We start from the raw sequence: 24,399 nt of genomic DNA on the forward strand, positions 1-24,399 counted from the left end.
CAAAAAATCCTACAAATATAATAGGATTAGTATAAATTACTTGGTGTTACTTTACTTTTATATCAATTTTGTGCAAGCCAGCCCGCGGGATCCATATATTCTTCGCCTTTCAGCACTTGAAATTCTATTTCTGTTTCGCCTGTTGCAGGGTCGGGTGCAGCCACACCGATGCTTTGTTTGGTGTTCACTTTTTGCCCTTTTGATACCGATACTGATTTTAGATTTGAGTAGGCCGTAAAATACCCCCCATGCCTTATCACCACGGTGTAGGTACCGCTAACATCTTGTACAATCAATACCACACCTTCAAAAACTGCCCTAACCTGCGCGTTCTCATTGGTTTTGATGCTCACGCCCTGATTTTCGTCGCGAATGCCATTTATAATTACGGTACCAAAACCATGCAGGAACATACCGTTTGCAACAGGCCACGGCAAACGGCCGCGGTTGCCCAAAAAGTCGCTCGATAGTTTCGCGGCCTCCGGCGTTGCATTTAAAGCCTCATTAATTGTCCTTGCCGGTTTCCTAACAGCCGATACCGTCGACTTGATATTATCTTTCGCAGCGGCTTTTTCGTCGGCGGCAGCCTTGGCAGCAGCGCGACGGTTCTCTTCTTCTATTTCCCTGCGGATTGCATCCTGTATCGCCCTGTTGATGCGTGCCAACTGGCGTTGCGCCGTGGCTGTTTGCTCTTTTAACTGCTTTTGGTGCTGCGAAAGGTCTATCACCTTATTGGCCTGCTCCTTTTTAGCCTGCCCCAACGCGACTGCTTCCTTTTCCTGCTCAGCCAACAAATCGCTTTTCTCTTTTTTATGCTTGTCTAACTGTACAATTTTTACACCCAGGTCTTTTTCAGTGCCGGTGATATACTCGGCCTGACGCACCCTGTACGAACCAATTTGTTGCAGGTATTTAAGGCGTTTATAGGCCAGATTAAAATCTTTAGATGTGAAAATGAACATCAGCTTATTGTATGCGCTTTGGTTACGAAAAGCGAACAATACCATGGCCGCGTATTGTTTTTTGAGCTCCGCCAATTGCGACTGCAGGCTATGTACCTCGTTGGTATTATCGGTAATTTGGCTGTCCAGCTGGCGTATGTCCGAGTCGATATTCTTTATCTTTTTCTCCAGAACTTCAATCTTCTCTTTAATAAGGTTAAGCTGTAACAGGGTCGATTTTTTGTTATTGGATGTTACTTCAAGTTCGTGGTTAAGCCTTTGCAGTTCCTGGTTCAGGTTATCACGTTGCTTTTTTAGCTCGTCGCTGCTTTGCGCAAACGCCCTGGTGGCGCCCATAACGATCATAAAAAACAGGAGTGCTTTAAAAAACTTCATCAAGCAAATATATTAGTTTATGGGCGTAAATCGGGCGGGAATAGTAAAAGGAAATTCAACCGCACCATCAAACTCTGTTTTGGTGTAGTGCATATCCACTTTTATGCTGCCGCTTTTGGTGGCCGTGCTTAGCGTAACCTGCGATGGGATGACACGGGCACCCGATTGTATAAACTGCGCGTTGGCCACATCAATTGATTGTCCTGCTGCTTCGTTGGTCATGGTGGTTTTGCTTACGCGAAGATCTGGCCCCACAATTAATCTGTACACCAGCTCCTGTAATTTTCCGTTTAAAACCATATCGGCATTGCTGGCTTGCAGGTCTGTGCTGTTGGCCAATATTTCGGGTATGGCATTGCCAATGAGCAGCGATTCGAGCATTTTATAGTTCACTTGCTCGCTCGAATATTGATAGATATAGCTGAAGGGCTTTTTCAGGTAACTGCTCTCCAAACGGTTCATCACCTTCAGGCTATCGGGCGTAATCACCGCACGACCAATCTCCAGGCCAAGTACAGCCGTAACCGATATCCATATCTCCTTATCTTTTTTGATGCGAACAATCATCGTCACCGCATCTTCTTTGCCATCAATGTTCAGCTTCGCCGCCGCCTTTCCCGAAAAAGTATTGAAATCAACCTGTTTCAGTTTAATGGCATTGATTTGCGCCAACCTGATGCTATCATAATTGGTTACGGTAACCGGTACGGGTTTTATGGCTACCGTATCTGCTTTGCGCGAAACAGGTAACTGCTTCCTGGTTTTGCAACTATACAAGGCAAGCAGGCAAAACACCATCAACAGCTTACTCAATATACTTTTTCTCATTTATCTTACGGTCTAATTCGGACGAAGTGCAGCCAAGCTGTTTGGCCTTTTTCCAGTTTTCCAGTGCTGCATCAACGTTTCCCAGGTAAAACAAAATATCGCCGTAATGCTCGGTAGCCGTGGCGCTTTTGTTTTTATCGTTGGCAATGGCTTTTTCTATCCATATTTTTGCATCGGCATATTTTTGCTGCTTAAACAATATCCAGGCATAGGTATCCTCGAAAGAAGCATTGTTCTGCTCTATTTCGTTGGCATGTTTGGCCATATCGGCAGCTTTATCCAGCTTTTCGCCGCGTAGGCTTAAATAGTAGGCGTAGTTGTTCAGCGTATAAATATTGTCGGGGTTATATTCTATCGACTTATCGTACGCCGCGTCCGATTTTACAAAATCCTTTATACCATGGTAACAATCGCCCGCCACCGAATAGCTTTGGGAGAGCAGTGCCTTATCCTGCGTTTCGAGCGAGGGTACATTGTTGATATAATTCAATGCCTTGTTAAAATCCTTTTTTTGCAGCCAGGCCACACCGGCAAGGTAATTCATCCAAGCCTGATTGGGGAATATGGATAAAGCCTCATTGGCATCTTTGATAGCTTCGTCGGGCTCGCCCGCCAACTCTATGCGCACCAATTGCTCCCAAACGGGGTAATCCTGCTCGTTTATTTTGACAGCCTTTCTGTATGCAGCTTTAGCATCCTGATATTGTTCGTTCTCTAACAGTATATCGCCATACATCGCGTAAGCCTTCTCATCTTGCGGATGACTTATGGTCAATAATTTCGCCAACTCCAACGCGCTTTGCCTGGCATTAACATCCGGAAATTGGGGTATATAGCCCTTTATGATGTTCAAGCCCTGATCAATGCTTAGGTCGGGTATGGCAACGGCTAATTTAAGCTGGTTAAAGCTGGCCACATAATCTTTTTTATCGCGGTAAATATCGGCAAGGGCAAGGTGCACCTGGTCGTTAGCCGGATATAGTTTTTCAACCTTTTGCAGTACAACAAGGGCTTTGTCGTTTTGCCCGTTGGTATTGTACAGATCGGCCAATACCAACAGATATTTGATCTGGTTAGGGTTTGCCTGTACCATCTGCTCCAGTTCGGCGGCGGCCTGGTCAATTTTGCCTTGTTTAAGATATATTTTTTGCCTGCCGATAACAATGTCATCGTTCAGGCCCATCTGGTCCTGTAATTCTTTGTATAGAGCAAGCGATTCATCGTATTTCTTTTCGAGATACAGCACGTTGGCTTTCTCGAATTTAAAATCGGGGTTACCGGGCTGTATCCTGATCAGTTCGTTAAAAACGTTCTCCAGCTTGGCTACATCGTTAGTTTTCTCGTAGCTTTCGGCAAGGGCCTGCCAATAGTATTCGTTGTCGGGGTTAACGGTAACGGCACGTTCAAACAGGTCGCGGGCCGAGGTTTCGTTGTTTTGCGCCCGGCGTATTTTGCCTAACTCATACAAAGAAGCATCGTTGGATGGGTCGACTTGTAAAATACGGTCGAACAGTTCGGCGGCCAACACATTGTTTTCAATCATCTTTTCGCGCAGGGCCGAAAAGAACAGTTGGGTAACCATACTGCTGTCCATCGGGGTCATTGGTTTCGACACTACAATCACGGTCTTATTTCCCTCCGCATCATTTTTTTTTGATTGCGCAGATGCAAATAAGCCAATGCTTAATAATGTTAACGATATGATAAACCCTTTGTTCATTCTTGATTTTTACTTCCCGGTATGCCCGTACCCCCCCTGCCCCCGCGATGTTTCGGTAAGTTCGTCAACTTCGCTCCAGCTAACCGTTTCGTGTTTGGCAACCACCATTTGCGCAATACGGTCGCCATTGTTTATTTCAAAAGGCTCGGTCGATAAATTGACCAATAAAACCTTTATCTCGCCACGGTAATCCGCATCAATAGTCCCCGGCGAATTAACAATACTGATACCATGCTTAAACGCCAAACCACTGCGTGGTCGTATCTGCGCCTCAAAACCTAAAGGCAACTCCATAAATAAGCCTGTTGGCACTAACTTACGCTCCATAGGTTGCAATACCATTGTTGCTTCTATATCGGCTCGCAGGTCCATACCGGCGGCATGGGCTGTTTCGTAGGCCGGCAAACTATTCTTTGACTTGTTTATAATGCGAATGTTCATTTCCGTTTTAAAATTTGTACCAATTCCTTCCGTTCAGTAAAAAACGCTATAGAGGCGAACCCTATCAAAAGCGCATTTCCTACAAAAATATCGCGGTTGAACACGTTGAACGATAAAAATACAATAACTATTGATGCAATTATATATGTAACATTCTTTTTAAGGTTATATGGAATAGGATAATTGCGTTGCCCCCAGATGTACGACAATACCATCATCACAAAATAAGCTAAAAACGATATCCAGGCCGAAGCCATATAACTGTACCTGGGTATCAATAACCAGTTGAGCACAATGGTCAATATCGCGCCGATACCCGATATGTAAAGACCGTACTTAGTTTGGTCGGATAGTTTGTACCATACTGAAAGGTTCATGTAAATGCCGAGGCTTAAATACCCGAAAAGCAATAGAGGCACAACACCCAAACCCGACCAATAATTATTATACACCAGGTGGTGATGAATCTCGCGATACTCCTTTCCCACCAAAATGATAGCCAAAATATTAACATTCGCAACAAGGGCCACAACGATGATAGATATCATGATGACGAAATAAGTCATGATACGGGCATAAGTATCGCCCGAGTTTTTGTTTTTTGCGTGGCTGAAAAAGAACGGCTCAGCTCCTAAACGAAACGCCTGCACAAAAATGCTAAGGAAGATAGCTATCTTGGCACAAGTACCATAAATGGCCACATCATGGTCGCCGATGCTTGTGGGAAGCATCTGTTTTAGCATCACCTTATCCAGCGATTCGTTGATGATGAACGATATATTAGCCACCAACACCGGCCAGCTATATAAAAACATATCTTTAAGCATGGCCCCGTCAAACTTCAAATTCAGCCTGAACACTTCGGGCAATAACATAAAAATGGTGAACACGCTGGCACAAGCGTTGGCTAAAAACACGTAGCCTACCCAATGCGGCCTATACCAACCCGCCATCCATGGCGCCCCGGGCAAGTGATGCGCTATGATGAAAGGAATGCCAAACAGAAAAAACAAATTGAACAGCACCACGAATATGATATTGGTGCATTTAATAACGGCGTATTTAATCGGTCGCCCATCTGCACGTATTTTGGCAAAGGGGATAACGCAAAAGGCATCGGCCACCAGTATTACCAGGAAATTTTTTACGAAAAAGGCATAGTCGGCATGGTCCTTTGTTACGCCTGCCTGCATAAAATTGATAACATGGTCTAAAAAAAGCAGGCAAAACAGCAAAAAGAGTAGCGAAATAATGATAACCACACCAAAAGCATTGTTATACACTTGCTGCTTATTGTCTTCGCGCTTTTGCAGGTAACGGAAATAGGTGGTTTCCATACCAAAAGCAAGGATGGCATTTACAATAGAGGCGCTACCATACATCGCCGTAAAAACACCATTGGCACCCAGAGGTAAGGCGCGCGTGTAAATGGGCGTTAAAACAAAGTATATCATCCGCGAGATGATGGTACTTAACCCATATATGGCCGTTTGCCCCGCGAATTTTTTAGCTGTTGACAATGTTGTTATAAGTTTCTTTTCAGCACCTCAAAATTACGATAGTTTTTGAGTTCGGCCTCATAGGTCTCAACCGAACTTACAACAGCGCCCGTGGGGCCTTCATTACACCAGTCTAAAAATAGAGGGATACTAAAATCGTCGCCTTCGGCCTCGATGTAGACATCGCCATTGGGTTCATTTTTGATGATGCCTTTTACACCCAATTGGTCGGCAACCGCCTTGGTAGAAACACGGAACGAAACACCATGCACCTTGCCTTTAACTATAATTTTGAGATGTTTTACCGACATGTTCAGCCTTTATTTGTTGGTGCAAATATAAGGCAGTTACCGGTTCATTTTTATCAAATCAACCGGGTAACTGTAGTTTCGGGCGTTATTTTTAAGCCATCCAGCTTACTGATGAGGTTTAACCCGGGTGTTTTGCCCGGCTCTATCGAGCCTTTATCGGCATCAATACCTAAATATTTAGCTCCGTTAATGGTGCCCCACTCTATCAGCCGTTCTAAATCAATATCGTTAAAACTGTCCTGCAATACGCGCATTTCGTTCAGCAAACAAAGTTTATGGTTCGAGGCGAGGCTATCTGTACCCAGTGTAATATTAAATCCCTGGTCTATAAAAAGGTCAACCTTGGGCAGGCGGCCTTCGATATATAAATTGGCATTGGGGCAAAAACACCAGTGTATCTTTCTGTCGAAGCGTTTGGCAAAATAGATATCTTTTAAATTGGTATAGGTGTTGTGTACCATCAATACATTCGGCTTATTGCTCAGCAAGGGGATGATACATTGTATGGAGTTGCGCGCCTGCGGTTTAAAACTTGATATATCGATATTGAAAGACTGATACAAATCTAAAAAATCGCCTGTTTTATACCGGTATAATTTATTTTCTTCTTCTGTTTCCTGGTTATGTATGCTCATCAGGTTTGGCTGATCTTCGCACAATTTGCCGATATGCCTGAACAGGTCTTTGCTAACCGAGTATGGGGCATGGGCGGTAACGGAGCTCGAAAGCCCCTTGAACTGTTGGCTCAGTGCAATGGCGTTGCTAAATAGTTCATCGGCCTTATCGGGCCTAAAGCCAAAAACCTCGATAAAAGTATGATAATGTATTTTACTGCTCTTTTTTATAGCAGCGGTTACATTACTGTTGGCAATATCGCCAACGGCCACAATACCGTTGCGGTACATTTCTTCATCGGCCTTTTCGGCAGCCGCCATAATATCTTCAGGGGCACTGTTCCTTTTGGTTTGTACTTCCTTTATAAAGCTCACCAAACCCTTCTTAGGGGTTATTTTGTCCTTCAGGTGCGATAACTCAACATGGCAATGTGTATTGATGAAGCCGGGGCAAATAATACCATCCAGTTTTTCAACCTTGCCCCCTTTATCATCGGTATCAACACTTAATATCTTACCCTGATTATCAACTGTAACGATTCCGTTTTTTATCGGGCCGGTATTCACCGGAAAAACATAGTCGGCTTTAAATTTCTTCATTAACTATAACTTACATGTTATCACAAACATTGAAAACCATGGGTGCTTTATTAACTCAATGCAATATTTTATGTTTTAACAATAAAACAAACATAAAAAAAACATACGCTTTTAAATTTAATAACTTTGCAAACGATGCAAAAATCTAAAACAGATATCCGAAGCCTAAGCCTCGACACCCTGCAAAAGCAATTTGTTGAATTAGGGGAAAAAAGTTTTCGGGCAAAACAGGTTTATGAATGGCTTTGGAAAAAATCGTGCTTTTCGTTTAACGAAATGAGCAATCTTTCTCTCGAGCTTCGCCAAAAACTTGATGAGCTTTTTGTAATCAATAGCGTAAAGGTAAATACTTCGCAGTACAGTTCTGACAAAACCATAAAAAATTCTTTTGTTTTATACGATGGGAACCTTATTGAAGGCGTTTTGATACCTGCCGACGACCGTATGACGGCCTGTGTATCATCGCAGGTAGGTTGCAGCCTTACGTGTAAATTTTGTGCTACGGGGTACATGGACCGTAAGCGTAACCTTAACCCCGACGAAATTTATGACCAGGTTGTGTTGATTGACCAGCAGGCGCGCAAACATTATGGCCATAATTTAACCAATATTGTGTACATGGGTATGGGCGAACCATTACTCAATTATGCCAACGTTTTGAAGTCGGTTGAGCGCATTACTGCCGAGGATGGGTTGAACATGGCTGCCAAAAGAATAACGGTATCAACCGCTGGCATAGCCAAAATGATAAAAAAACTGGGCGATGATGGTGTAAAGTTTAATCTGGCGCTATCGCTGCATGCCGCCAATGATGCCAAGCGTAACGAGATAATGCCCATTAACGAGCAAAATACCCTAAAAGCATTGGCCGAGGCGCTAAAATATTACTATGCCAAAACCAAAAACCCGGTTACCTACGAATACATTGTTTTTAACGATTTTAATGACGAGCTACAAGATGCTGCCGAACTGGCCAAATTTTGCAAGCACGTGCCCTGCAAGGTAAATATCATCGAATATAACCCCATATCTTTCGCCAGTTATACCAATGCCGCTATAGATAAAATAGAAGCTTTTGCCGATTATTTGCGCAAGCAGGATATCATCACCAATGTTCGGCGCAGCCGCGGGAAAGACATTGATGCCGCCTGCGGACAGCTGGCCATAAAAGAGAAAGCTGCCGAGGCGTAACTACTTCCAACAAAATATTTGTTTTCTTCCGCAGGATTTTAATCCAGGTGACATCTTATGATATACACTCATTCACCCAAATTATCTGATCATGGAAAATAAACTTATAGGTATAGTACAGGGAAGCACCTTACTCATTACCGCAATATTACTTACAGCAACTATCGCTTGCAAAAAAGCGGCTTCCGACTCAACCACCGGAACAACCACAACCACTATTGGCACAGGTGTGCCCGATATTTATAAAAAGATATACGGCGCGACAAGCATCACTACCGACGGTACTTATATCACCATCAAAGCCACCAGCTTGCCCGACCATAAATCGCCTTACTACAAAGGCACACAATGGGCCGCTACTTTATACGAAGCTTACAACGGTACAAACCCGCTTTGGAGCCAAAACCCTAATTCTATTGCTGAAAACGATGTAACTTATAAAATTCCGTTGAACCCAACCGTGGCTTCAACACACTCGGCCACGCCGCTCGGGCCAATGGGCGTAGCGTTGAATGGTGTGCCTATTTTTAACCAGTATGCGGCAGGCGGTGCTGCCCTTACCGGCGAAGTTAACAGCTTCGACGAATATGATGGACACCCGCAGCAATCTGGCATGTACCATTACCATGCCGAGCCCTACTATCTCACTACCAAAAACGGTGAAAGTTCGCTCATTGGCTTTTTGTTGGACGGCTTCCCGGTTTATGGCCCAATGGAAAATGGTAAAACCCTAACCAATGCCGACCTCGACGTTTACCACGGCCATACCAGCGCCACAGCCGATTATCCTAATGGTATTTACCATTACCATATCACCAGCGCGGCACCTTACATTAACGGAAATGGTTTTTATGGCACTGCGGGTACAGTATCGCAATAAGCTCTTGGGCTTGGTACTTTTATTAACTGTTTATTGCTGCGGATGCAACCGGCAGGCCACAAACACGGTTAAGGTAAACATTGCCGATACAGCGCTTAAGCAAATAGCGGGGGTATTTTTCTATCATGATTCCCCTTTTACAGGGTTGATATATTCGACATATCCGGGCGGCGACACCGCGAGGGCCGAAACGTTTATTGAGGGTAAAGAGGATGGTTGGTTAAAGTGGTGGTACCCTAATAAACAACTGGCGCAGCTCCGTTTTTTTACCGATGGTAAAAAGCAAGGGGTGCACCGGGGTTGGTGGGAAGACGGCAAACCTAAATTTGAATACCATTTTGCGAACGACGAGCACGAAGGCGAAGCAAAAGAATGGTTCAAAAGCGGTGCGCTGTGCCGGGTATTCCATTACAAAGCCGGGCACGAAGAAGGCAGCGAAAAAATGTGGTGGGAAAACGGAAAGATACGCGCCAACTATGTAGTGATTAACGGCGAAAAGTTTGGTCTTTTCGGGCAAAAGTTATGTGTTAACCCGGTGAACAAATAGTAACACGATGAAAAAGCTCTTTCTATTATTTTTAACCTTCGCTATAGCGGGATGCAGCCAAAAAAAGGAGCAGGCGGCAACTGTACTCCCCTATTTTAACACACCCGATTTTACCCCAACCTGGCCCGATAAGACTACGGATGCTTTCCAAAAGATGCATGTGATACCGGCCTTCAGCTTTACCGACCAGTACGGGCAGCAGGTAAGTAATCAAACGGTTGTCAACAAAGTGTACGTGGCCGATTTCTTTTTTACCCGTTGCGGCAGCATTTGTCCCATCATGACGGATAATATGAACAAAGTAGCAGCGGCATTTATGAACGACCGTAATGTGATGATACTATCGCATTCGGTAACGCCCGAACTGGACAATGTGGGTATATTAAAGCAATACGCTGCTCAAAAACACATTACCAACCCAAACTGGCATTTACTTACAGGCGATAAGCAACAGATATACACCCTTGCCCGGCGCGGCTATTTTGCCGATGAGGAGATAGGCTACAATAAAGATGTTACTCAATTTTTGCATACCGAGAATTTTATCTTAGTAGACCGTAAGGGGCATATCCGTGGAGTTTACAACGGTACCGTTCCTTTTGAAGTGGAAAGCCTCATCAGGCATATCAAAATACTGGAGCAGGAGCTATAAATTTAAATTTTGTGCTGAATGTGCTATATTCAAACAATGAAATGGCGCAATACTTATTTAAGCGATTTTATTGCTTTGATATTTCCGGAGCTTTGCCAGGCTTGCGGCAATAGCCTGTTGCGTAACGAGGAATTGATATGTACCGCTTGTACTTACGACCTGCCTTTTACCAATTTTCATTTGCATACTGATAATGTAGTGGCCAAACAGCTTTGGGGTCGTGTTGATGTAGCGATGGTTTATGTATTGCTGTATTTTACCAAAGGCGGTAACGTGCAAAACATAATGCACAGCTTTAAGTACAAAAACATGCCGCGTATTGGCAATAAGTTGGGTAGCATAGCCGGAACACAATTAATGCAAAGTGAACAAGCCGAAAACATCGATATCATCATACCGGTACCATTACATCCCGAAAAATTACGGTTGCGAGGTTATAACCAAAGCGCCCAGTTTGCACAAGGCCTGTCAGACAGGCTGCTGAAACCTGTGGAGATTGATAACCTCATCAGGTTAAAGCACACCGATACACAAACCAAAAAATCGCGGTTTTCGAGGTACGAGAATATGAAAGATGTTTTTAAAGTGAACGCGCCTGAAAAGCTGGAGGGTAAACATGTTTTGCTCGTGGACGATATCATCACAACAGGCTCAACCATTGAGGCTTGTGGAATTGAGTTATTAAAAGTGCCGGGGTTGAAGCTAAGCGTGGCGGCTATAGCTTATGCGGAGTAAATTGGTAAGAGCGCCAAAGTTATTCCTTTGAGTACTTGCTGATCTTATCGTACAAATTCCTGGGATCGAAAGGTTTCAGGATATAATCGTTCATCCCGGCATCTCCAATCATATCCATTTGGTTGTTCAACATCGACGCTGTAAGTGCGATAATTGGCAACTGCTGAAAAAAAGTTTCTGGATTTGCGCGGATATGCCTGGCTGCTTCGAGACCATCCATTTCGGGCATGTGGATATCCATCAGCACCACATCGTAATTCCTGTTCAGTTCGATTTTTTCGACAGCCTCCCTACCGTTTATGGCAAAATCGGCACTAACACCCCATTTCTTCAAAACTCTATCTATCAGCATCCGATTGATCTGGTTATCATCGGCAACCAATACATTTAATTTTAGGCCAATTTCCACTTTGTTGGTATTTATAGTAGTTGCAGCTGCGCTGCTTTTGTTAAAGGTTATGGTAAACCAAAATTTCGAGCCTTTTCCGTACACGCTTTCAACGTTAATGCGCGAATCGTGCAGTTCCACCAGGCGTTTGGTGATGGCTAATCCTAAGCCTGTGCCACCGTATAAACGTGTTATACTTTCGTCGGCCTGTTTAAACGACTCAAAAATAGTGTTTATTTTGTCAGCTTTAATGCCTATCCCGGTATCGCTTACTTCAAAACGGATACGAACTTCGTTTTGGGTCTGCTCAATCACTTTTAAGTCGACCGTAATGCCGCCTTTTTCGGTAAACTTCACTGAGTTACCTATCAGGTTCAACAATATCTGGCATATCCGTGTTTTATCACCGATAATGAAATCGGGCAAACTATCGTCAAACTGTGCCTTGATATAAATATCTTTTCCTTGCGCTTTAAACTGCATGGAGCTGATGACGCTGTTTACCATATCGCGCAAGTCAACATTTATCTTTTCCAGCACAATGTTACCTGTTTCCACCTTTGTAAAATCAAGCACATCATTGATCAGCGTCATCAGGTTATCTGCCGAAAACTTCAGGATGTTCAGGTTCTCTTTTTGGGCTTCGTTGGTATTATCGTCCATCAACAAGTGCGATATACCAATTACGGCGTTGAGCGGTGTACGTATCTCGTGGCTCATTACCGAAATAAACATATCCTTGGCGCGGTTTAGCTGCAAGGCTTCTTCTTTTGCCGATACCAGTTCTATTTCGGTCTTCTTTTTTGCGGTTACGTCTATAACAACCTCCACGTATTTATCAACCTCGCCCTGCGCGTCCAAAATAATGGAGTTGATAACCGATATCCAAATGGGTTGTCTGTCTTTTCGGTAAATCAGCAAATCGACTTCAAAGGATTGTTTGTTTTTTGAAAGTTCGCGCGCTTTTTGGATGATGGAAACATCAGTCAGCTCCCCTTTCAATACATCGCCAAGTGGTTTATCCCGAACATCGTCGAGGTTATAACCGGTTATTTTTTCGAACGCATTGTTTGTCCACAATACATCGTTATTGGCATTGCTGATGACTACACCATTGCTCACCTTGCTTGCCACCAACGACAATAGCTCCAACTCATTGACTACCTTTTTCTGATAAGTGATATCGCGGCCACTGGCGTACCAGCTTTGGCCCTTTGCAATTACCGACCAGCTTAACCATTTTACTTCACCTGAGCGGTTAACTATACGTGTTTCAAGGTCGTAGGCTTTCTTTTTGTTCCGTAAACCATCTTCGAGTAATATGAAGGTTTTTTCCTGATCGGCTTTGGGAAAGAAATGCCAAATAGGTACTCCAATTGCCTCGGCTGGTGTATAGCCCAATACCCGTGTAACGGCCTGGTTAATCAGTTGTATCTTACCTTCCCTGTCGGTTACGCAATGTACCTCGGGCGAGTTGTTGAACAGGTTAAAAAACTCATTGTGTAATTTTGAGCTCTGCTCCAATTCATGGTATTGCCTGCGCAGGGTTACATGCGATACCACCTCGCGGGCCAACGTTTTTAAGGCGTCTTTTTGTTCGTCTGTCAGGTAATGTGGTACTGTATCGGCCACACACAGTGTACCTATGCGGTAACCATCATCGTCAATAATAGGCGCAACCGCGTAAAAACGGATACCGCCCTCTGTAACAGAAGGATGATCGGCAAACAATTCGTTTTTGGTAGCATCAGGCACATCCAAAATCTCATCGCTCAAAATGGTGTAGCGGCAAAATGTTTCCGACCGCTTAATCTCGGTATTCTCAACCCCAATTTTTGATTTGTACCACTGCCTGTCAGCGTCGATAAAAGTAACCAGCGAAATGGGCGTTTGACAAATGTAAGAGGCCAGACGGTTAATGGCGTCGTAATCCTGCTCGAGCGCGGTATCCATAATACCGTAGGATAGGAGCGCTTTAAGGCGCTCATCCTCATTTACGGGAACGGGATTACGATCAATTGTCATTATCGCAGCAAGTTACTTATATAGTGGAAACTTTTCCACTAATTCGTTTACCTTTTTACGAATTTTATTTAAGTTTTGTTCGCTTTCCGGGTTTTGTATTACAGCATCTATCAATTCAACAATCTTTTCCATTTGCTTTTCTTTCAGGCCGCGCGTGGTAACAGCTGCGGTGCCTACCCTGATGCCTGAAGTAACAAATGGCGATTTGTCATCATAGGGCACCATGTTTTTATTCACCGTAATGTCGGCTTTAACCAATGCATTCTCGGCATCTTTGCCTGTAATATTTTTATTACGCAGGTCGAGCAGTATCAAATGATTATCAGTTCCGCCCGAAACTATTTCGTAACCAAGCTTAATAAATGCGTCGGCCATAGCTACGGCATTCTTTTTAACCTGCACAATGTACTTCATGTAATCGTCGCTCAAAGCTTCGCCAAAAGCCACCGCTTTGGCAGCGATGATATGCTCCAACGGGCCACCTTGCGTGCCCGGGAATACTGCAGAATCCAATAAGGCCGACATCATGCGTGGCTCGCCCTTAGGTGTTTTTAATCCCCATGGGTTTTCAAAATCTTTGCCCAACATAATCATGCCGCCACGCGGGCCGCGCAGGGTTTTATGGGTGGTTGTAGTTACTATATGGCAATGCGGCAGCGGGTCGGTCAATAAACCGCGAGCAATTAAACCTGCAGGGTGCGATATATCGGCCAAAACCAAAGCGCCAACTTCGTCGGCCACTTGGCGGATAAAGGCATAGTCCCAATCGCGGGAATAGGCCGAGGCACCGCAAATGATCATTTTTGGTTTCTCTGCTAAAGCAACTTTTTTCAGTTGAGCATAATCAATTAAACCGGTGTCTTTTTTAACACCGTAGAAAAAAGGCTGATATAATTTTCCTGAGAAATTAACAGGCGAACCATGCGTTAAATGCCCACCATGCGATAGGTCAAAACCTAAAATCTTATCGCCCGGCTGCAAACATGCCAGCATAACGGCTGCATTGGCTTGCGCGCCCGAGTGCGGTTGCACGTTTACCCATTCGGCATTAAACAATTGTTTGGCACGCTCAATGGCAATGGTTTCAATTTCGTCAACAATTTGGCAACCGCCATAATAACGTTTGCCAGGTAGCCCTTCGGCATATTTGTTGGTGGCCACCGAACCGGCAGCTTCCATAACCTGCTTGCTTACAAAGTTTTCGGATGCGATAAGCTCCAGTCCTTCTTCCTGGCGCTCTTGTTCTTCTTCAAGTAAATTAAATATCAGTTTGTCTCTTTTCATTGTATTGATTAAAGGCTGCAAAGGTAACCAAATTTTATTTGGCTGTTTTAATTTTTAGCGCTTATCCAAAAATTGTTGTAGCCCATACCTATCTGTATATCTATCAGTTCCTGTTGCAGCATTTCGAGCAGGGCCAAAAAATTGTATACAAAATGCACTTTATTGTCCGAGTTTCTTAAAAGTCCTTTAAAATCGAGTTTTGAGTTAATGGCCAGCAGCTTGCCGATGGCTTCCTTTTGTTTCTCGATGGTATAAGGGTATTGTACCACTGTATGTGTAACCACCTGACTGCGATTTTGATATTTAGCCATTACCCGGTGGTAAACCATCATCAACTTATAAAGGTCAAAACTTTCCAGTTCTTCGCCGGGGGTCGCTATTTCGGCAACGGTTTCCATATCCACATGGATATTGCCGCGCCGTTCCATCACAAAGCGTGCTTCTTCCAGTGGTTTTAGTTCTTCGCAAATGTCTTTATAGCGCTTGTAGGCGATGAGTTTTTGTACCAGGTCTTGTTTGGGGTCAAGCTCGTTACCGTCTTCATCCACGCTATACCTTGGCAGCAATAGTTTGGCTTTTATGCGCATCAAGGTTGCGGCCACATAGATAAATTCGCTGGCCAGCTCCATATTGAGGTTGTTCATGTGGTGGATATAATCCAAAAAGTCGTCGGTAATGCGTGCGATGGAAATTTCGTGGATATCCAGTTCGTCCCGCTCTATAAAAAAAAGCAGCAAGTCAAAGGGACCTTCAAACTGTGGGAGTTTGATTTCGAAATTTTCTTCCATCATCAGTAGTCAAAATTAATGATTTGCAAGCTTTTATGACATAGTAGTAAACAGAATAAATTGACACTTATTTGTATCGGTTTTTTCGAAGTAATTGGTTTAATTTGTATCTTTATTTCTACGGCTATATTAAATGAAGGTACCTGCGGGGCAATTACTGCAAAAAATAGAATACCCATCTGACTTAAAGCTACTTAAAGAAGATGAGCTTAAACAGCTAAGCGATGAGCTTCGTCAATATATTATTGATGTGGTATCGGTTAATGGCGGGCATTTTGGAGCCAGCCTTGGCGTTGTTGAGTTGACCGTTGCCCTGCACTATGTTTTAAACACCCCGTACGACCAGTTGGTTTGGGACGTAGGCCATCAGGCTTACGGACATAAAATATTAACCGGCCGCCGCGATGAGTTTCATACCAACCGGATTTTAGGTGGCATCAGTGGCTTTCCTAAGCGTTCGGAAAGCATTTACGATACCTTTGGCGTGGGCCACTCTTCTACTTCCATATCGGCAGCTTTGGGTATGGCCGTTGCATCGCAACACAAAGGCGAAACCGACCGCCAACATGTGGCCGTAATTGGCGATGGTGCGATGACAGCAGGTATGGCTTTTGAAGCGTTGAACCATGCGGGTATCGAAAAATCGAACCTGCTGGTGATTTTGAACGACAATTGTATGTCGATAGACCCCAATGTGGGCGCATTGAAAGAATACCTGACTGATATATCCACATCAAAACACTATAACCGTTTTAGGGACGATATCGCCAAAGTATTGGCAAAAATATCATCAATAGGGCCGGATGCTTATAAGATTGCCCAGAAAATTGAGAAAAGCATCAAGGGTACATTGTTAAAAAACAGTAACCTTTTCGAGGCCTTAAACTTCAGGTATTTCGGTCCGATTGACGGGCACGATGTAGAACACCTGGTAAAGGTGCTTAAAGACCTGCGCGATATTCCCGGCCCCAAACTATTACATTGCATCACTGTAAAGGGCAAAGGTTATTCGTTAGCCGAAAAAGACCAAACCAAATGGCACGCGCCAGGCCTTTTCGACAAAATTACCGGCGAAATAAAAAAGACCGTTTACGAAAAACCACAACCACCCAAATACCAGGATGTATTTGGGCATACATTGATTGAACTGGCAGAGCAAAACCCAAAGATAATGGGCATAACCCCGGCCATGCCAAGCGGGAGCTCTCTTAACCTGATGATGAAAGCCATGCCAGACCGCGCTTTTGACGTGGGCATTGCCGAACAACATGCCGTTACCTTTTCGGCTGGCCTGGCTACACAGGGTATGGTGCCGTTTTGCAATATCTACTCCAGCTTTATGCAGCGGGCTTACGACCAGGTGATACACGACGTGGCCATACAAAACCTGAACGTTGTATTTTGTTTGGACCGTGCCGGTATTGCCGGAGCCGATGGGCCAACGCACCACGGCGCTTACGATTTGGCTTATATGCGTTGCATACCCAACATGACGGTATCGGCACCCATGAACGAAGAAGAACTGCGCAACCTGATGTTTACTGCACAACAGGAAAACATGGGGCCATTTAGCATACGCTACCCTCGCGGTAACGGGGTCATGGTTGACTGGCAACGCCCAATGAAAGCCATCCCGGTTGGCAAGGGCCGTAAGGTTTGCGATGGCGAAGATGTGGCCGTGCTATCCATAGGCACCATAGGCAACGAAGTGGTAAAGGCATTTGCGCAACTGATACCCGAAGGGTACCACCCGGCCCATTACGACCTGCGTTTTGTAAAACCATTGGACGAAGATTTATTGCACGAAGTATTCTCCAACTTCGATAAGATAATTACCGTTGAAGACGGTTGCCTGCAAGGAGGTATGGGCAGCGCGGTGATAGAATTTATGGCCGATAATGGCTATACTGCCCAGGTAATACGCCGCGGCATCCCCGACAAAATAATAGAGCATGGCGAGCAGCCGGAACTTTGGGCCGAATGTGGTTACAACGCGGCCGCCATAGTGAGCCTCGTAAAAGACATTGCCGTAAAACGCACCACCCGCACAATCGCATCCTGAGATTGTTAACACCCGGCGCTATTTGTTAATATTTAATATCTAAATTGTTGTGCTGTTATATTGTTGTTAAACAATAAATCATAAACACCCTCCGTTAATGTTTTTTTAACGTTGTACCCCTAAAAAATTTAATTGTTAAAAAATGTTAAATACTGTAACTATTACGGTAGGTAGTCCGTCTTATAAGTGCAAATCAGCTCAATTAAGTTATTATTAATTGCCTGATGGCATCTGTTAATGATTTGTTAACAGCTTTTTTATACCGGGTGACGTAGCTTCGCAGAAAGTTAATCCCCACATTAAGTAGTAAGTATTTCGTTCTTTATAAGGTCAGTTAATAGTAGAAACGGTTGATGATACTTCAACCGTTTTTTTATGCCTTATATTTTGCCATAACAACGGGTATATGTTTTGCCACTTGGCCTGCCAATACCACCGCAAGTTTATCCGGCAATGCCATATCGTCGCCGCTTTTTCCATGTAAGTATGTCCCTAATATGCAAGCATTTTCGGGTGAGTATTTTTGGGCAAGCAGCGCGGTTATTACGCCGGTCAGCACATCGCCCATACCACCGCTGGCCATGGCAGGGTTGCCGGTGGGGTTAAAATACAGTTTACCATCGGGGGTGCCGGTTACGGTATATTGGTTTTTGAGTACAATATTAAGTTGGTATTCCTTTGCTTTCAGCCTCATGGTTTCGAGCCGAGCCCACCAGGTTTTGTGTTCGCCAAACAAACGGTCGAACTCTTTCATGTGCGGGGTGAGGATGCTGCCTTTGGGTATCTTCTTTAATAGTTCCGGGTTTTCGGCCAATAAGTTGAGCGCGTCCGCATCAATTACCATTGGTGCATTGAATTTATCAAATGTTTCTTTTAACAAAGTCAGGGCTTCACGTTTCATCCCAAGTCCGGGGCCGATGGCTATCGCGCTAAAAGTATCCCATTCAATATCCATCATTTTAATACCAAGACGTACAATAGCCATCACTTCGGGCATCAAACTGTTTAAGGCCGTTAAACCACTTTCGGGAATACAGGCTGTAGTTAAACCAGCCCCGGTATGTACACAGGCCGATGAACATAGCAAAGCCGCACCCATGGTTTCGGGCTGGCCGGCAATAATCAAAGCGTGGCCATAGGTGCCTTTATGGCTAAACGCTGCGCGCGGTTTTAGCATTTTCCCAATATCGGCCTCCTCTGTAAATTGAAAAGCACTGTTGAGCCTTCGGATAAACCCCCTATCCAAACCAATATCAACTACGGCAAAGCGCTCGATATAGGGTGCGGATTCGGGCAATAAAAAATTGACTTTCGGCTGCTGAAAGGTAATGGTGAGGTTTGATTGGATGGCCGTAATTCCTGTCGGGATATCCCCATCGCAATAAAAACCGGTTGGCACATCAACCGCCACAATGGTTTTGCTCAAGTCATTCAGGTGTTTAACCAATCTTTCAAAGTCGCCATGCAATGGCTTGTTTAACCCCGTGCCTAACAACGCATCGATAATAATGTCGGCGTTTTCAGCAGGGAGGGCCTCACCGGTTTTTATTTCCAGCAATTCGATGCCTTTATGCCTGATGCGTTTAAAGTTCTCTATAAAATCATCCGTCGACCTGTCGGAAAACCGGGCAATCTTTACTGAAATATTTTGATAGCTGAACCTGTACAACATCCGGGCGATGGCCAAACCGTCGCCGCCGTTATTACCTGTGCCGCAGTAAACAGCAATGCTTTTTGCCTTATCGGGATATTGGTCGATAAAACAACTCACAAATGCCGCGGCAGCGCGCTCCATTAAATAAACAGAGGCTATTGGCTCGTGCGTTATGGTATAAGCGTCGGCTTCACGGATTTGGGATGAGGTAAGGATAGGTAGCATGACTTTATAAAGTTACGCAATAGAAGATTTGTTTTAGATGATTTGTATCACTACTTCTTCTTGTTCTTCGCCGTCAACTCCATTTCCTTTTTCAGGAACATGCCGGTAAAGCTGCCTTTTACTTTGCACAGGTCTTCTGGAGTCCCTTCGAACAATATTTTGCCTCCGCCTGAGCCGCCTTCGGGGCCGAGGTCAATCACATGGTCCACTACTTTTATCACGTCGAGATTATGTTCTATCACCAATACGGTATTGCCTTTATCAACCAGCAGGTTGATAACGCCTAACAACACATTGATATCCTCAAAATGCAAACCTGTTGTCGGCTCATCCAAAATATAGAAGGTATTGCCGGTATCCTTTTTGGAAAGTTCGGTGGCCAGTTTAACGCGTTGCGCCTCGCCGCCCGATAACGTGGTTGACGATTGGCCTAAAGTAATGTATCCCAAAGCTACATCTTCCAATGTTTTTATTTTGCGATAGATAGACGGGATATGTTCAAAAAACGGACAAGCATCCTCAATGCTCATGTCCAATACATCGCTGATGGACTTGCCTCGGTAACGCACTTCAAGCGTTTCGCGGTTATAGCGGCGACCGTTGCACTCTTCGCAGGGAACTGCTACATCGGGTAAAAAGTTCATTTCGATCACTTTCATGCCGGCGCCCTGGCAGGTTTCGCAGCGGCCACCCTTTACGTTGAACGAGAAACGGCCGGGTTTGTAGCCGCGTATCTTCGATTCGGGCAGGGCAACGTACAGGTTACGGATGTCAGAGAATACGCTTGTGTAAGTTGCCGGGTTTGAGCGCGGTGTACGACCTATCGGCGACTGGTCGATTTCGATCACTTTATCGATATGTTCCAGGCCTTCTATCTTGTCGTACGGCAAAGGATGCTTTTTCGCCCTGAAAAAGTGGTGATTCAGTATAGGATACAACGTTTCGGTAATCAAACTTGATTTACCGCTGCCCGATACCCCTGTAACGCCGATGAGTTTGCCTAAAGGGAAATCAACTGATACCTTTTTAAGGTTATGGCCTGTAGCCTTTTTTAGCGACAATGTTTTACCGTTGCCCGGCCTGCGTTTTGCAGGCACGGCAATTTCCCGCTCACCATTGAGATACGATGTGGTGAGTGTATGCACTACCATTAACTCGGCAGGGGTACCTTGTGCCACTATTTGGCCGCCGTGAACACCGGCTGCCGGCCCCATGTCGATGACATGGTCGGCTTCCAGTATCATGTCCTTGTCGTGCTCCACAACCAAGACGGTATTGCCCAAATCGCGCAGGTTTTTGAGGGCTTTTATCAGCCGGTCGTTATCGCGCTGGTGAAGGCCTATGCTTGGTTCATCCAAAATGTACATCACGTTCATCAGTTGCGAACCAATCTGAGTTGCCAGGCGGATACGTTGTGCCTCGCCGCCCGAAAGCGTTTTAGCGGTACGGTCGAGTGTTAAATAACTTAAACCCACGTCCAGCAAAAAGCCGATGCGCGAGCGTATTTCTTTCAGTATTTCTTTGGCTATTACATTCTGGCGTTCGTTTAACCTGTCTTCCAGCCCTTCAAAAAAAGCTTTCAGGTCGGTGATGTCCATACAGGCCAGCTCGAATATGTTCTTGCCATCCACTTTAAAGTGCAGCGATTCTTTTTTCAATCGTGCACCATCGCAAACCGGGCAGGTTTTAAGTACACGGTAGCTGTCCATATCGCCTAAAGCATCTTCTCCGCGTTTTTCCTGCTGCTCTTCCAGCATTTTGATGATGCCATCAAAACTGATCTGGTAATTGGTTACGTTCCATTTGTTGTATTCTACGGGAACAGTAATCAATTCGTGTGAGCCGTTAAGGATAATCTCCAGTTTTTCGCGTGGAATCTTTTCTATTGGTGTAGCCAAAGCAAAATCGTACTTTTTTGCCAAGGCTTTTAATACCTGGAATATCCATGTTTCTCGGTATTCGCCCAGGGGGGCCAAACCGCCGTTCATGATGCTGAGTTTGGGGTTGGGTATCACCGATGCCTCATCCACCTCGAAAATATAGCCCAGGCCATCGCAACGCTCACACGCGCCGTAGGGCGAGTTGAATGAGAAAGTGTTCGGCTGCGGCTCATCGTATGATATGCCCGAAACCGGGTCCATCAAAAATTTACTGAAGTAAAACAGGTTATTATCCTTGTCGGCTATCCTTATGATGCCTTTGGCGGCTTTTAGGGCCGTCTGTATGGAAGTATGCAAACGCTTGGTGTCCTTGTCGCTCACCACCAGCCTATCCACCACAATATCTATGTCGTGAATTTTGTAGCGGTCCACCTGCATTTTGGGTTCTACGTTCATCATTTCGCCATCCACCCAAACCTTGATATAGCCTTGTTTGCGTATCTGCTCGAACAGTTCGCGGTAATGCCCTTTGCGGCCTTTTACTATCGGGGCCAGGATGTTTACCGGCTGATCGTTAAACTTTTCGAGTATGGTGCGCAGTATCTGGTCTTCGCTCATGCGCTCCATTTTCTCGCCGGAAACGTATGAATATGCATCACCCGCTCGGGCGTAAAGCAAGCGCATAAAATCGTATATCTCGGTAATAGTGCCTACTGTTGAGCGTGGGTTTTTGCTGGTAGTTTTCTGTTCGATGGCGATAACGGGGCTAAGACCTGATACTTTGTCGACATCGGGACGCTCCATGCCGCCCATGAACTGGCGCGAATAGGCCGAGAAAGTTTCCATATAACGGCGCTGACCCTCGGCATAAATGGTATCAAAAGCCAACGACGACTTGCCGCTACCACTCAGCCCGGTAATAACTACCAGCTTGTTGCGCGGAAAGGAAACATCAATATTTTTTAAGTTATGTACCCTGGCCCCAAAAACTTCTACTTCACTTTGCCCGCCCAGGTCGACTGTTTTTTCACTCATATATAGTATGCACCCAAACTTATATTGTTATCGCGCTTTCAGCGTAACTCCCTAAAATAGACAGTTTTTTGAAAGCCTGCAAAGATAAGCAAAAAACGGGTGCAGTTTTATCAATCTAAGGATATGATATAAAGATGTTTAATCAGTTTGGACAGCCAAATTATTAAGCTTTAGCTTTAGCTTTACCTTGCTTAATTTGGCTTTGGATGTATTCTTTCAACTCAGAAAAAGTCATATCCTGAGTTTCCAAGCTTATTTTGTCCCTTATGTCGCGCATCATTTTTACGGCGTCGAAGGTTTTTTCTTTTTTAATAGTTTCCATAGTTTATTAAGTCTTTGGGACTTCTAATTTCTATCATGCTATAGCCCATTTTCAAATTTACTGAATTGTAGCCTTTTATTCTATCCAAATTCACAATATGCTTAAAATTCCAGCTCGCTAATACGTCGACTTTTTTTATTGTTGCTAAAGCAATATGCCTGCAATCTTCCAAACTTGTTTTCCCAACTACCTTTTCTTTAATATAACTATCGGCGAGTTCGACCGCCTCTTCGATTAATTCTATCCTTTCAAACTTATCCTCAGAAAACTCATCAAGTAGTTCTCTAACCTTCTTGGGGGCATTTATTAATTCAAGTTCAAGCAAATCAGATACTACAAAGATGACTTCGCCATTTTTGAGTCGCTCAAACAATAAATGTGTCGCGTCTTTAAATTCCTCGTCAAAATAACCGCCCACAACAGATGTATCAATATAAATGCGTTGTTTCATGATTATCCTTTAAATCAAATTTAGGCAAAATATCATACGATTTGTCGATTGCTTTTGACATTCTGGATTATAGAACGTGTCTATAAAAAAGGCGGGTACGTTAGTAAACGTACCCGCCAATACCGTGCTCCTTCGTTAAAAATTTAACTTAGTTGAATGCTATCGCATTGTTGTTCGAAAAACCGGGGACGTACGAGTACAGTGGTTTATAACTACTGTAACCATACTTCTGCGGGTCGTTGATGATTTGCTTCATGGCGATAAGGTTGTACACATACCTGCCTGTTTCGCTATTCATCTTTATGCGGAAGTAATTATGCTCACGCTGTTGGTGTATCAGTCGCGCCAAATTGGGCGAACCGGTGTTATAAGCGGCCGCAACTAATGTCCAGCTCTTAAATTCCTGATGTAGTTCCAATAAGTACTTGCAAGCGGCCACCGTCGATTTTGCAATATCCAACCGCTCATCGCGATGTTTGTTTACATGTAGGCCATAGGTACGCGCGGTACCAGCCATAAATTGCCAGGGGCCATAAGCGCCGCGGGTGGATTTTCCTTCGCCAAAGCCTGATTCGACCAAGGGGATAAACTTAAAATCATCGGGGATACCGTATGCCAATAATATTGGCTCGATTATGGGGAACATCATTTCTGCTTTGCGTTGCAGTACTTCCGATCCCACGTTACTGAAGCTGTGCAGCCTCAAAGAGCGTCTCATTTTCCCATTCACATTCCTATCTGCCGGCAATTCTTCATTCGCAAAATTCAGCGTGTTTTTGGGGCTGTTTTCGTACGAAATAAAGGCGTAATTACGGGGTGTATTACGCGGTTTGCGGTGTGTTTCGGTGTCGCCAAAAGATAGTTGGAAGATGATCGTCAGCACTAAGATTACGGAGCACGTAAGTAAGTGTTTTTTAATCATTTTCTTTT

The 24,399-nt window shown here is 44.4% G+C and carries 21 protein-coding genes; 6 read left to right on the forward strand and 15 right to left on the reverse strand.

Going from position 1 to position 24,399, the window contains the following annotated elements:
* Nucleotides 1-62: 62 nt before the first annotated feature.
* Genes QZX97_RS16440 through QZX97_RS16470 form a run of 7 tightly spaced genes read right to left on the reverse strand, consistent with a single transcriptional unit; the run spans nucleotide 63 to nucleotide 7,350 of the window.
* The gene (locus QZX97_RS16440) at nucleotides 63-1,337 is read right to left on the reverse strand and encodes a peptidoglycan DD-metalloendopeptidase family protein (protein WP_295650827.1); all 1,275 of its coding nucleotides are present in this window, start codon (nucleotides 1,335-1,337) and stop codon (nucleotides 63-65) included.
* Between the two features lie 12 nt (nucleotides 1,338-1,349).
* Nucleotides 1,350-2,165: a DUF4292 domain-containing protein gene (locus QZX97_RS16445; RefSeq protein ID WP_295650824.1), complete on the reverse strand. Its 816-nt coding sequence runs from the start codon at nucleotides 2,163-2,165 to the stop codon at nucleotides 1,350-1,352.
* Nucleotides 2,143-3,885, reverse strand: coding sequence for a tetratricopeptide repeat protein (locus QZX97_RS16450; protein ID WP_295650821.1), 1,743 nt, complete (start codon nucleotides 3,883-3,885; stop codon nucleotides 2,143-2,145). Before QZX97_RS16450 ends, QZX97_RS16445 begins: the two co-directional genes overlap by 23 nt.
* A 9-nt stretch (nucleotides 3,886-3,894) precedes the next feature.
* Nucleotides 3,895-4,326 (reverse strand): dUTP diphosphatase, encoded by a 432-nt coding sequence (gene dut, locus QZX97_RS16455; protein ID WP_295650820.1) that lies wholly within the window; start codon nucleotides 4,324-4,326, stop codon nucleotides 3,895-3,897.
* The gene (locus QZX97_RS16460) at nucleotides 4,323-5,846 is read right to left on the reverse strand and encodes a polysaccharide biosynthesis C-terminal domain-containing protein (protein WP_295650818.1); all 1,524 of its coding nucleotides are present in this window, start codon (nucleotides 5,844-5,846) and stop codon (nucleotides 4,323-4,325) included. Before QZX97_RS16460 ends, dut begins: the two co-directional genes overlap by 4 nt.
* A gap of 5 nt (nucleotides 5,847-5,851) precedes the next feature.
* Nucleotides 5,852-6,136, reverse strand: coding sequence for an acylphosphatase (locus QZX97_RS16465; RefSeq protein ID WP_295650817.1), 285 nt, complete (start codon nucleotides 6,134-6,136; stop codon nucleotides 5,852-5,854).
* Nucleotides 6,137-6,189: 53 nt separating this feature from the next.
* Nucleotides 6,190-7,350, reverse strand: coding sequence for an amidohydrolase family protein (locus tag QZX97_RS16470; protein ID WP_295650815.1), 1,161 nt, complete (start codon nucleotides 7,348-7,350; stop codon nucleotides 6,190-6,192).
* 135 nt (nucleotides 7,351-7,485) lie between these two features.
* On the opposite strand from QZX97_RS16470, the gene rlmN reads away from it, so the two are divergent.
* From rlmN to QZX97_RS16495, 5 genes are all read left to right on the forward strand, one after another.
* Nucleotides 7,486-8,541 carry a 23S rRNA (adenine(2503)-C(2))-methyltransferase RlmN gene (rlmN, locus tag QZX97_RS16475; protein ID WP_295650813.1) on the forward strand — a complete coding sequence of 352 codons (1,056 nt, stop codon included), beginning with the start codon at nucleotides 7,486-7,488 and terminating at the stop codon, nucleotides 8,539-8,541.
* Nucleotides 8,542-8,632: 91 nt separating this feature from the next.
* Nucleotides 8,633-9,421: a YHYH protein gene (locus tag QZX97_RS16480; protein WP_295650810.1), complete on the forward strand. Its 789-nt coding sequence runs from the start codon at nucleotides 8,633-8,635 to the stop codon at nucleotides 9,419-9,421.
* Between the two features lie 10 nt (nucleotides 9,422-9,431).
* Complete coding sequence (locus QZX97_RS16485; RefSeq protein WP_295664808.1) at nucleotides 9,432-9,968, forward strand: toxin-antitoxin system YwqK family antitoxin; 537 nt, start codon at nucleotides 9,432-9,434, stop codon at nucleotides 9,966-9,968.
* A gap of 7 nt (nucleotides 9,969-9,975) precedes the next feature.
* Nucleotides 9,976-10,620: an SCO family protein gene (locus QZX97_RS16490; RefSeq protein WP_295650806.1), complete on the forward strand. Its 645-nt coding sequence runs from the start codon at nucleotides 9,976-9,978 to the stop codon at nucleotides 10,618-10,620.
* Nucleotides 10,621-10,656: 36 nt separating this feature from the next.
* Nucleotides 10,657-11,355 (forward strand): phosphoribosyltransferase family protein, encoded by a 699-nt coding sequence (locus tag QZX97_RS16495; RefSeq protein ID WP_295650803.1) that lies wholly within the window; start codon nucleotides 10,657-10,659, stop codon nucleotides 11,353-11,355.
* 19 nt (nucleotides 11,356-11,374) lie between these two features.
* On the opposite strand, the gene QZX97_RS16500 is transcribed toward QZX97_RS16495, so the two are convergent.
* From QZX97_RS16500 to QZX97_RS16510, 3 genes are read right to left on the reverse strand one after another with little or no spacing between them, the layout of a single operon-like run.
* Complete coding sequence (locus tag QZX97_RS16500; RefSeq protein WP_295664810.1) at nucleotides 11,375-13,768, reverse strand: PAS domain S-box protein; 2,394 nt, start codon at nucleotides 13,766-13,768, stop codon at nucleotides 11,375-11,377.
* 12 nt (nucleotides 13,769-13,780) lie between these two features.
* On the reverse strand, nucleotides 13,781-15,052 hold the full coding sequence (gene glyA, locus QZX97_RS16505; protein WP_295650799.1) for a serine hydroxymethyltransferase: 1,272 nt from the start codon (nucleotides 15,050-15,052) through the stop codon (nucleotides 13,781-13,783).
* A gap of 47 nt (nucleotides 15,053-15,099) precedes the next feature.
* Nucleotides 15,100-15,843, reverse strand: coding sequence for a segregation/condensation protein A (locus QZX97_RS16510; RefSeq protein ID WP_295650796.1), 744 nt, complete (start codon nucleotides 15,841-15,843; stop codon nucleotides 15,100-15,102).
* Nucleotides 15,844-15,973: 130 nt separating this feature from the next.
* Here QZX97_RS16510 and dxs point away from each other — a divergent pair, with 130 nt between their 5' ends.
* Nucleotides 15,974-17,902 (forward strand): 1-deoxy-D-xylulose-5-phosphate synthase, encoded by a 1,929-nt coding sequence (gene dxs, locus QZX97_RS16515; RefSeq protein WP_295650793.1) that lies wholly within the window; start codon nucleotides 15,974-15,976, stop codon nucleotides 17,900-17,902.
* Nucleotides 17,903-18,275: 373 nt separating this feature from the next.
* On the opposite strand, the gene QZX97_RS16520 is transcribed toward dxs, so the two are convergent.
* The 5 genes from QZX97_RS16520 to QZX97_RS16540 all read right to left on the reverse strand — a co-directional run bounded on the left by QZX97_RS16520 (nucleotide 18,276) and on the right by QZX97_RS16540 (nucleotide 24,391).
* Nucleotides 18,276-19,781: an NAD(P)H-hydrate dehydratase gene (locus tag QZX97_RS16520; RefSeq protein ID WP_295650791.1), complete on the reverse strand. Its 1,506-nt coding sequence runs from the start codon at nucleotides 19,779-19,781 to the stop codon at nucleotides 18,276-18,278.
* A gap of 50 nt (nucleotides 19,782-19,831) precedes the next feature.
* Nucleotides 19,832-22,696, reverse strand: a complete 2,865-nt coding sequence (uvrA, locus tag QZX97_RS16525) for an excinuclease ABC subunit UvrA (RefSeq protein ID WP_295664812.1) — start codon at nucleotides 22,694-22,696, stop codon at nucleotides 19,832-19,834.
* A gap of 163 nt (nucleotides 22,697-22,859) precedes the next feature.
* Complete coding sequence (locus QZX97_RS16530) at nucleotides 22,860-23,018, reverse strand: hypothetical protein (RefSeq protein WP_295650785.1); 159 nt, start codon at nucleotides 23,016-23,018, stop codon at nucleotides 22,860-22,862.
* Entirely contained in the window at nucleotides 23,005-23,469 is a 465-nt protein-coding gene (locus QZX97_RS16535; protein WP_295650781.1) for a PIN domain protein, read from the reverse strand. Before QZX97_RS16535 ends, QZX97_RS16530 begins: the two co-directional genes overlap by 14 nt.
* Before the next feature lie 148 nt (nucleotides 23,470-23,617).
* Nucleotides 23,618-24,391, reverse strand: a complete 774-nt coding sequence (locus tag QZX97_RS16540) for a lytic transglycosylase domain-containing protein (RefSeq protein WP_295650779.1) — start codon at nucleotides 24,389-24,391, stop codon at nucleotides 23,618-23,620.
* Between the last annotated feature and the right edge of the window lie 8 nt (nucleotides 24,392-24,399).

It is taken from the genome of uncultured Mucilaginibacter sp. (genome assembly GCF_903893715.1).
In the GTDB taxonomy this organism is placed as follows: Bacteria; Bacteroidota; Bacteroidia; order Sphingobacteriales; family Sphingobacteriaceae; genus Mucilaginibacter.

What these genes read in the sequence shown, in the direction of transcription:
- QZX97_RS16440 (WP_295650827.1), bottom strand. Translation starts at nt 1,337, where the DNA reads ATGAAGTTTTTTAAAGCACTCCTGTTTTTTATGATCGTTATGGGCGCC.
- QZX97_RS16445 (WP_295650824.1), bottom strand. Translation starts at nt 2,165, where the DNA reads ATGAGAAAAAGTATATTGAGTAAGCTGTTGATGGTGTTTTGCCTGCTT.
- QZX97_RS16450 (WP_295650821.1), bottom strand. Translation starts at nt 3,885, where the DNA reads ATGAACAAAGGGTTTATCATATCGTTAACATTATTAAGCATTGGCTTA.
- dut (WP_295650820.1), bottom strand. Translation starts at nt 4,326, where the DNA reads ATGAACATTCGCATTATAAACAAGTCAAAGAATAGTTTGCCGGCCTAC.
- QZX97_RS16465 (WP_295650817.1), bottom strand. Translation starts at nt 6,136, where the DNA reads ATGTCGGTAAAACATCTCAAAATTATAGTTAAAGGCAAGGTGCATGGT.
- QZX97_RS16470 (WP_295650815.1), bottom strand. Translation starts at nt 7,350, where the DNA reads ATGAAGAAATTTAAAGCCGACTATGTTTTTCCGGTGAATACCGGCCCG.
- rlmN (WP_295650813.1), top strand. Translation starts at nt 7,486, where the DNA reads ATGCAAAAATCTAAAACAGATATCCGAAGCCTAAGCCTCGACACCCTG.
- QZX97_RS16480 (WP_295650810.1), top strand. Translation starts at nt 8,633, where the DNA reads ATGGAAAATAAACTTATAGGTATAGTACAGGGAAGCACCTTACTCATT.
- QZX97_RS16490 (WP_295650806.1), top strand. Translation starts at nt 9,976, where the DNA reads ATGAAAAAGCTCTTTCTATTATTTTTAACCTTCGCTATAGCGGGATGC.
- QZX97_RS16495 (WP_295650803.1), top strand. Translation starts at nt 10,657, where the DNA reads ATGAAATGGCGCAATACTTATTTAAGCGATTTTATTGCTTTGATATTT.
- QZX97_RS16500 (WP_295664810.1), bottom strand. Translation starts at nt 13,768, where the DNA reads ATGACAATTGATCGTAATCCCGTTCCCGTAAATGAGGATGAGCGCCTT.
- glyA (WP_295650799.1), bottom strand. Translation starts at nt 15,052, where the DNA reads ATGAAAAGAGACAAACTGATATTTAATTTACTTGAAGAAGAACAAGAG.
- QZX97_RS16510 (WP_295650796.1), bottom strand. Translation starts at nt 15,843, where the DNA reads ATGATGGAAGAAAATTTCGAAATCAAACTCCCACAGTTTGAAGGTCCC.
- dxs (WP_295650793.1), top strand. Translation starts at nt 15,974, where the DNA reads ATGAAGGTACCTGCGGGGCAATTACTGCAAAAAATAGAATACCCATCT.
- QZX97_RS16520 (WP_295650791.1), bottom strand. Translation starts at nt 19,781, where the DNA reads ATGCTACCTATCCTTACCTCATCCCAAATCCGTGAAGCCGACGCTTAT.
- uvrA (WP_295664812.1), bottom strand. Translation starts at nt 22,696, where the DNA reads ATGAGTGAAAAAACAGTCGACCTGGGCGGGCAAAGTGAAGTAGAAGTT.
- QZX97_RS16530 (WP_295650785.1), bottom strand. Translation starts at nt 23,018, where the DNA reads ATGGAAACTATTAAAAAAGAAAAAACCTTCGACGCCGTAAAAATGATG.
- QZX97_RS16535 (WP_295650781.1), bottom strand. Translation starts at nt 23,469, where the DNA reads ATGAAACAACGCATTTATATTGATACATCTGTTGTGGGCGGTTATTTT.
- QZX97_RS16540 (WP_295650779.1), bottom strand. Translation starts at nt 24,391, where the DNA reads ATGATTAAAAAACACTTACTTACGTGCTCCGTAATCTTAGTGCTGACG.